This window comes from uncultured Planktosalinus sp. (assembly GCF_963973675.1).
Classification (GTDB): Bacteria; Bacteroidota; Bacteroidia; order Flavobacteriales; family Flavobacteriaceae; genus Planktosalinus.
This window is the reverse complement of sequence record NZ_CAXBAN010000087.1, coordinates 1-8,251: the sequence shown is the minus strand read 5'-3', so window position 1 is coordinate 8,251 and position 8,251 is coordinate 1. Positions and strand designations below refer to the sequence as shown.

Annotated in this window: 4 protein-coding genes; 2 read left to right on the top strand and 2 right to left on the bottom strand. The window is 35.5% G+C overall.

Features of this window, described 5'->3' with window-relative positions; genetic code table 11:
* Both AACY61_RS04980 and AACY61_RS04975 read right to left on the bottom strand, forming a co-directional pair.
* Positions 1-3,455, bottom strand: a 3,455-nt coding sequence (locus AACY61_RS04980) for a DUF6443 domain-containing protein (RefSeq protein WP_339610485.1), incomplete at its 3' end; no start/stop codon positions are given.
* A 27-nt stretch (positions 3,456-3,482) separates the two neighbouring features.
* A complete protein-coding gene (locus AACY61_RS04975) occupies positions 3,483-6,662 on the bottom strand; it encodes an RHS repeat domain-containing protein (protein ID WP_339610484.1) in 3,180 nt (1,059 codons plus the stop codon).
* A 205-nt stretch (positions 6,663-6,867) separates the two neighbouring features.
* Between AACY61_RS04975 and AACY61_RS04970 the strand changes: the two genes are divergently transcribed.
* Entirely contained in the window at positions 6,868-7,263 is a 396-nt protein-coding gene (locus AACY61_RS04970) for a prepilin-type N-terminal cleavage/methylation domain-containing protein (protein WP_339610483.1), read from the top strand.
* A 492-nt stretch (positions 7,264-7,755) separates the two neighbouring features.
* Positions 7,756-8,251: ATPase, T2SS/T4P/T4SS family (locus tag AACY61_RS04965; RefSeq protein ID WP_339610482.1), on the top strand; the 496-nt coding region annotated here is incomplete at its 3' end.

Below are 8,251 nucleotides of genomic sequence, written 5' to 3'. Positions count from 1 at the left end.
TTTTTAGCCCTCTCAAGGGGAGGACAACCATCACAATTACTTCCAAAAGGCATCATCCCGTCCGGGTCGATAAAATAAACGGGATTATCAAAAGCATAATTATACGGGCTATGCCTTCTCATCTGCTCTGCTAAGGGGTCAATGTTCATCCACCTACCAAGAGCAGGGTCATAATTCCTCGCCCCAAAATCATACATTTCAACACCGAACTCGCTTTGCAGTTCTTTACCGCCGAATTTATACTTCTCTGCGGTAGAATTTGCGTTTGAACTTACTACATTGTTGTAGCCTTTTTGCAATAATCCGAATGGATAGTAGTTCGACTCGCTTAAAATCTCGGTCGTTGGGTCGATAGTCCCGTTTAAATCACTGTCCGAGTAGGACAGTCGCACATTGCCCAAATGGTCTTTGTATTGAAAGACATAACTGTAGCTTGAGTATGTAGTAGTTCCTGATCCTGCGTCAAAACCTTTTACTGAACGGTCACTCCCTTCTACTGGAATTACGTACCCCTCGGGCTGTCCAAAAAAATGAAGAGTAACCTCACCGGTAATTGATTTTTCATAAATAAAATTGCCTGCATATTGAGTTTCTATGCCATTAGGGTTTATACCAGTAGGGGTAAAAGTTTTGGAAAGTTTCACACCGGTAGCATCATAAACATAGGAGATATATCCACCTTGTTGATTTTCATCCAAAATGGTAATAGTAACAGGTAAATTTAAATGGTTATAACTAATATTCACAATATTTTTACCGGTGTCTGATTTTAAATTCCCGTTTGCATCATAAGTATATTCAGCCGTTCTTAAAGGTGAGTTTGGATCAGGTTTACCACTATATCCTGCTTCATTATTACTAAAATCAGTCACAGAAACTAACTGGTTTCCTTGATAAGAATAAAATAAGTCGTCCCAAGTCAAAGGAAAATTGACCCCTTCAATAAAGCCATCCCTTGACAAAGATGTGATATTTCCATTTAAATCATAGTTTACATCGTTGACTGAATGAAAATCCTCGGTATTTAAATCGCTCCCCTTTCTGCTGTAAGCCGCTTTTAACCTGTTTAACCAATCATATTTATACCCATATGACCTTTTTTGGGTATCCTGGTTTGCTGTCCTCCATGTGGTTTGCGTTATGTTTCCGTTAAACAAAGGTTTTGCTAATCCTGGATTACCCGCGCTACCCACTATAGGGTTATTGTAATTTATCTTAAAATGAAATAAATCTGTACTTTTTCCTAGCCCAAAAGTTTCAATATTGTTGATATCTGTCAACCAACCTCTAACATTGTATTTGTAGTTTACATTTTGAAGTTTTTTATTAATATTGGGGCCATAAAGAAAAACATTTTCTATACTTCCTCCTGGTCCTGAAAAGGCAACCTTACCTGTTAGCGTTTCTTCATTACCAACATAAGATACTGTTGAAATGAGACTTCCATTTCTAAAATAGTTCACTTGATTATTTAGCCTTTCTACTTTAAAAGTATTGCCAGGAGAATAGGTATAAGATGTACTTTGAAGGCTCCCGTTGTTTATTATGTTAACCCTATATGTATTGGTTGAACTAATGTACTGAAGGTAAAACCCATAATCCAGGTAGTCATTTGAAGAATTGCTATTTTGAGGTTTTAATAAACCAACTCTTACGTGGTTGTTATTGCCAACAAGTTTAAACGAGATACCTCCATCTTCAACTATAGTTCCTTTGGTTTTTAATCGAGAAGGCCAGTACCAGTCATTGGAACCATGGGTTATGCTTCCATCAAAAGTAACATCTATATTCACTATGTCAGTATAACCATCTAGCACTGTTTCACCACCAACATCTTTTCTGTGAAGCTGCCCTAGCTCATCATAAAAATTTTCATTAATGAGTTGTACAGGCTCATTGTCAATTTTTTGTTTGTGGGTTTTTAATCTGTTAGAATGATCATAATGATAATAATCACGAATATTAATCGTAGTGTTTCCAGTTTTTATATGGCTAGTAAGAGTCTCTTCGACTTTGCCTGTAAAATCCAATTTTAACCTTGTGATATCTCTTGAGTCTAAATGCTCATTTTTTGAATCAGTATAAATCATCCTCCCATTTTCATCATAAGTACTTAAGGTAGTTATCCAATCAGATGTTCCTAAAGCCCTGACTTTATTAACCGTAGGAAGACCTTGTGTGTTTTGTGTCCTGTTAACACCAAAAGTAGAGGCAGGCAATGTAAGGCCTGCGTGATCAACATAAGTGTCATAATAATTTACTGTAAAAACATCTATATTATTATTTGGAAATGATAGATTGGAATAATAAAGATTTGTTCCATTTATAGTAATCGGAGAAGTTTCACGGATTTCAAATAGGGTATTTTGTGAATCAAGGGTAGACTGTAATGCAAGTCTGGAATTAGGTGAATTAAAAATTCCTGTATAAGCCACTCTACCAAAAACGTCATACTTAGTAAATAACCATTTTCCTTGATCCCTTAGGTTTTTGTCTTGGGAAAGAACAGGTCTGTCTAACTTATCATAAACGATATATTCCCGGTCTTTACCTGGCAGTTTTTTTTCTACCAGCCTATTGCGGTGGTCATATTGGTATTGATACCCCAGATCATCGAGTACTGCTTGGGTTACATTGTTTTTGTCAAGCAGCGGGGGCAACACATAAGTGAGGTTGCCATACTCATCATGAACATAATAAGTGTCATGTGGCGTCACGGTATTGGGGTCAATGGTTCTTGCTTGTGAATCCCCATAAGTGCGTTTTAAAACTACCCTGCCCAGTTTGTCTTTGTATTCACGGGTGGTATGCATATTGCCTTGTGTCCAGTTTTCATCTTTGGTGATGGTAACAAACAGCTGGTTAGGGGCATAAGTGCCTTGACTTGAAAAAGTGGGTTCAAAGGTGGTTGGGTGGGTGGTGGCAGTAAAGCGTTTTACCTCATTTGTAGTATTGGTTTTGTATTCAAACTTGATGGTTTTGTCGTTGTTGTTGTTTGGATTGCCTTTCCAGGTATTGCCTGGGGCACCTATTTTCATGGTGCGGTTGAGGGGTGAGGCTTCAAAAAAGGTTTCGCTGTATGGGTTGGTGGTGTTTTCATAATATGGGGTATTGTAAAAAACATATACATTACTAGCAGCAGTGGTTCTAAAATTAAGAGAGGTATTGGAGGTGGCATAAGGTAAAAACTCATTGGTTTGTCTGCCCAGGTCGTCATATTCAAAATGGGTGACGATGTCTTTTCCGGTGGCAGATTGTTTGTGGGCAATTTGTTGTTTGGGGCGACCTAGACCGTCAAAATATTGAATATTTATATTTGCTTGCGCAGCGCTGGGGTTGGTGATGCTGTTTTGGGTGGGTATCTTATAAATGGTGTTTTTGATATAGTTTTCTGTGGTGGTTTGAGTAAAAACACTGAGCGGCAAAAACAACAAGAGGGGTATTAATTTCTTCATTTTTATTTCGATTAAAGTGTTTTGGATTTAGTTGTTTTTATAGTTGTATTGGTACTGGGAAAGGATGTTGCCTTCTCTGTCTTTAACGTGTTTTAAACGATTAAACTCATCGTACTCGTAATAGGTTGTATAACCCCGCTCATCGGTAATCGTATTAATACCAATAAGCCTTCGATAGGTATAAGTAACTATCTCAACATCTGTCATTGTTGGATGATCCCTCAATTCTTGTAGTCTAGAAATCAACCCTGGTTCATCTTCCACATTGGTGAGCGATAATATCTGATAGACTAGTGTCTGTGGTAAATCGTCGTATCGTTTGTTCTTAATAAGAGCAACAGGATACATATTATTATACCCCCAAAGGATTGAATAATAAATACCATCTTTATTGTGATACTCTTTTATATTTCCAGATCCATCTCGTTGATCAATAATTTGACGCTCTTCTGGAGTGAATGCGCCCTTGGAGTTTAAACTTGTTTTTGTGTCAAAAAGTCCATTTCCAAAATGAGCATAACCTTTTAATCCGGTGTATAAAAGGAGATTATCCCGAAATTTTTTTTCTTTTATTCTTTCAGTGTAACGATTCTGGCTACGTAAATTGGACATGTAGGGCAGATTACTCACCTCCGAATCATCAGGATAGAAGAAATTTGTTTTTAGTTCAATTAGATTCTCATCTACCAATTTTTGTTCTATTAGTAGAGGCCTTGATGAGTCATAATCATAAGTTTTAGATATGGTTTTGGATTGTGAGCCATAGTAGTCTGTTTGTTCTTCTTCAATCAAAAGCTTTCTTTCTATATTCAATTTTGAGGTATGATACAACTCCCACTGATACTCAGGGGAAGTTCCATCCATTCCACCGTAGGTACTTATTTTATCTCTGTAGGTAAAGTTTATCGTATTAAAAATATCACGTAGATATGTGAAATCAATTTTCTGTAAGAGATTGTCCGACTGATTATAAACTTTCAATTGTGAGGGCATTCCTCGTAAAATATCATTATCTACATAATGGGATGAAGGGAATGCACTATTATTTCGAAGAAAATTTAAACCCGCAGCAGCAAGTGAAGGATTATACGCACAGGCACAACCTCCACTTTGATAAACCTCATCTTCATTGGGGAAATGTTGAGGAGAAAAGTATTTATGTACTTTGTAACCCGCCCCTTGTTGAATTTCTTTCACCTGAGAATATCCCACAAAACTACCATTAGTAATCTCTAATGCTGTTCGATTCTTATCATAAACGACAAAAGAAACATTATTGCTTGGTTTATCTTGATCCCAAGCTAGAGGGTAACCATACACCGGCATCTTATTAATATATCCGGATGGATTGTTCTGATCGTCCAAATATTCGTAGTCAAATACCTTTAAATCACCTTGTCCATCTGTTAACTTCTGTTTCTTAATTCGAGCACCTCCTGCGATGTACTGATTTCCTAACAAATTAAAAGTGTGAGTCTCATATTCAAACTCACTCTTCCCTTTAGTTGCATATTCTACTTTAGTGAGAAGACCGGAGAGCGAGAAATTATTTGATTGTAATGAGAAATCTCCAGAAATTGTTTTAGTAAAACCCCCTGCTAACTGAAAAGGCAAGATTGAATTCTTCCCTTTATCTTTATGATAATATAATGTTGGCTTCTTGGATATTACCGACTCGTAGTCTGGTGTTACTACTCCATTATTGTTGTAGTACCCCAAGAAATCTTGCTGCAGCGAGTGCACCTTCGGAAGTGGATTCGTATAATCATATTCAAAACTATATAGGTCGAAAGAACCCCCATCGTTTCCTATTTGCTCAACCTTATTAAGCTTAAGTCGTTTGCATCGAGGCTCATTACATCCCTCTTTTGAAAGAAAATAAGAATAGTGAAAAACAAACTTAGTAACAACATTATCAAATTCATCCTTAACTCGTATTTCTGTCAAAGCCTTTTCTTCGTTAGTATCCTGCCTGATATGATTGTAAATAAATTCAACTTCGCCTCCACTGAAGTTTATTTTTGTCAATCGATTGGCCTTAGTTTGTTTTAGATAGTTCAATTGAGACTTGAAAAATTTTTCATCCAATTGGTTGTTACTGCTATTGAAATAGCTATTAAATAAAGGAATGTGTCCAAATACCGGATCTGTTGATTCAGGATCCGCATCATGAATTAAGGACGTTTCGATAATTGATTTTTGATATTGAATGGTAGGTTTTGAATACTGCTCATAGTCAAATGACACATAGGCATTAGTCGAAGGATCAGCTATGGAGGTTAAATGCCAAGCCGAAACATCAATTTTATGTGATCGAAACATCGTGTTACCCCCAGTAAAACATCCATAAGTCCATCTTCTCGGCATGGTTTCGTAAATGTCCTTTAGTGAGAAACGATACTTTAACCCATTAGTGTTAATTAGCTTAAATTCTTTATAATCAGTGTATCCTCTCATATCCAACCAGTTTTCAGTTGAAGGAATACCGCAAAACCCATTTGTAAACCCAAGCTCTCCAAAAGTAAATCCCAAACTCTGTGTGCCGTCACTGGTGCGGGTTATAAGCGATTCACTAATAACACCCGAACCATCAATGGGTAAAATATCAAAACCATTTGTCACTTTCTCAAGAATAAATTTGGAAGAAAACCCAGGCGCATTTGCCATAAATAAATCTGGTGCGGCATCTTCTTTAGCCATAAGCTCATAACCTTGATATAGGCTATGTCCAGTTGGTCCAGTTTGTATAAAGTCATCATAATCCCTAAAATATCCTTTTATCGAAGGGTAATAATAATTTATGACACCATAGTCCCAATCTATTTCACCAAAAGTGGCGTATCCCATCTCATGATCATCAATATCTTTAATGATGCGCACAACACTCCCTGATGCGTTTAAGTTCCAACCAAGTCCAACGTTGGATGCAATGTCATCTACCTTCACTCCTCCAGAGTTATAGGAGATACTAATTGGAACATTAATATTTCCGTCTGTTACAGAATAAAGAGGTAAGTCAATATTGACCCTACCAGTATAAAGATTTACAGGTAACATATTATGTTTCTGAAAAGCCGTTACATCAGGAGTTGAAAAAAAATTATCTCCGGGTAGAATATCATAAAAGACATTATCATCTGTATAGGTGATTTGGCCCACTAATAAATAACAAGGAAACAGAAGGAATGAAATGAGAATTAGCTTCATATTTTTTAAAATTGATGATTTATTCTTTGAACCTATTGTTGATAGAAAAAATAAGAGAAAAAATTGAAAATTTTTCATTATTCGAGAATAATCTAATTGGCAAATATTTACCATTATTGGAAAGTTTGAAAGTTTACTCCACAAATAAAATACTATTATCAATATTTTCATAACTTTGTGTTTAATATTTTTAACATTTTTTTTGATGAAGAAAATCAGTGCTTTTACACTCAATGAAATGCTTATGGTATTGGCCATAATAGGAATACTTTTATTACTTGCACTTCCTTTATTTATGCCTTTAATTTCACAAACAAAGGCCCAAGAAGCTAAAATCCAGTTAAAATACATCTCAAACTTACAAACTCAACACAGGTACATTCACTCAAAATATTCCTTCGATTTTAATGAAATTAACTTTGAAGCCCCACTTACCGTTGACAAAGGAGGTACTGCGAATTATAGGTATGAAATTATCAGCGCCGACATGAATGAATTTAAAGTCAGAGCAGAAGCTGTAGTGGATTTCAACGGCAACGGTGTTTATAATGTGTGGGAAATTGATGAAAATGGAAATCCTATTGAAATTGTAAAAGATTAATGATCATTGCCGTAAAACTTTTTTTGTTGGCTGTGCTTGCAATTATTGCATTCCAGGATTTTAAAGAACGTATGGTATGGATCATATTGTTTCCTTTTTTCATGGTTCTTGCTGGCTTTTTATATTATGTGTCAACAGTTGCAGAAGTTTTTTTTTACAACATACTTCTCAATCTAATTTTTATAGGATTTATAATCCTGCTTTGTTTTCTTTATGCTAAACTAGTAGTGAAAAAAAACTTTACTTCAGAAGTAATGGGTCTTGGAGATATATTATTTTTTCTTGGATTTGCAGTGTCCTTTCCAACAATAACATTTCTTAACTTTTTCTTCTTTTCAATTATTTTCACGATGATCATTCATTTTCTACTTAAAAATTTTTCTTCAGGGAATTTTAAAAATATTCCATTAGCGGGTGGCATGTCATTATTTCTTATAAGTGTATATAGTATTCATTGGTTTGGCTTCTATAACACAATTTACTCTATTTAAAATGGATCAATTTGAAATACCTATAGTTCTAAAACAATTGATAACCTCGAATCAAGCATTCCACTACAGGATAATCCCTTTTGAAAAGGATGATTCTACTGTTGCTTTTAAAACAGATACAAAAAATTTAAAAAAACTACAAGATGAATTGGGTGTAGTGTTGAACTACAATTCAAAATTAGTCCCGGATTCTAAGGAAAATATTGATTCTTACCTGACATACAACTATAGGCAATCAACTAGTCAGAATGAAGACCTAAGCACCGCTGACTTTCTTGAACAATTATTAAAAACAGCACGAGGGTTTAATAGTAGTGATATACATCTCGAGCCTTATGAAAAACATTGCAGGGTACGTTATAGACTGGATGGAAAATTAAAAGAACAATACAGGATACCACTCGCAGAATATCCCCAATTAATCAACCAGATTAAAATACAAGCAGGACTTGATATATCCCAAAAAAGGATGTCGCAAGATGGGAGGATCACTGTAA

What these genes read in the sequence shown, in the direction of transcription:
- AACY61_RS04975 (WP_339610484.1), bottom strand. Translation starts at nt 6,662, where the DNA reads ATGAAGCTAATTCTCATTTCATTCCTTCTGTTTCCTTGTTATTTATTA.
- AACY61_RS04970 (WP_339610483.1), top strand. Translation starts at nt 6,868, where the DNA reads ATGAAGAAAATCAGTGCTTTTACACTCAATGAAATGCTTATGGTATTG.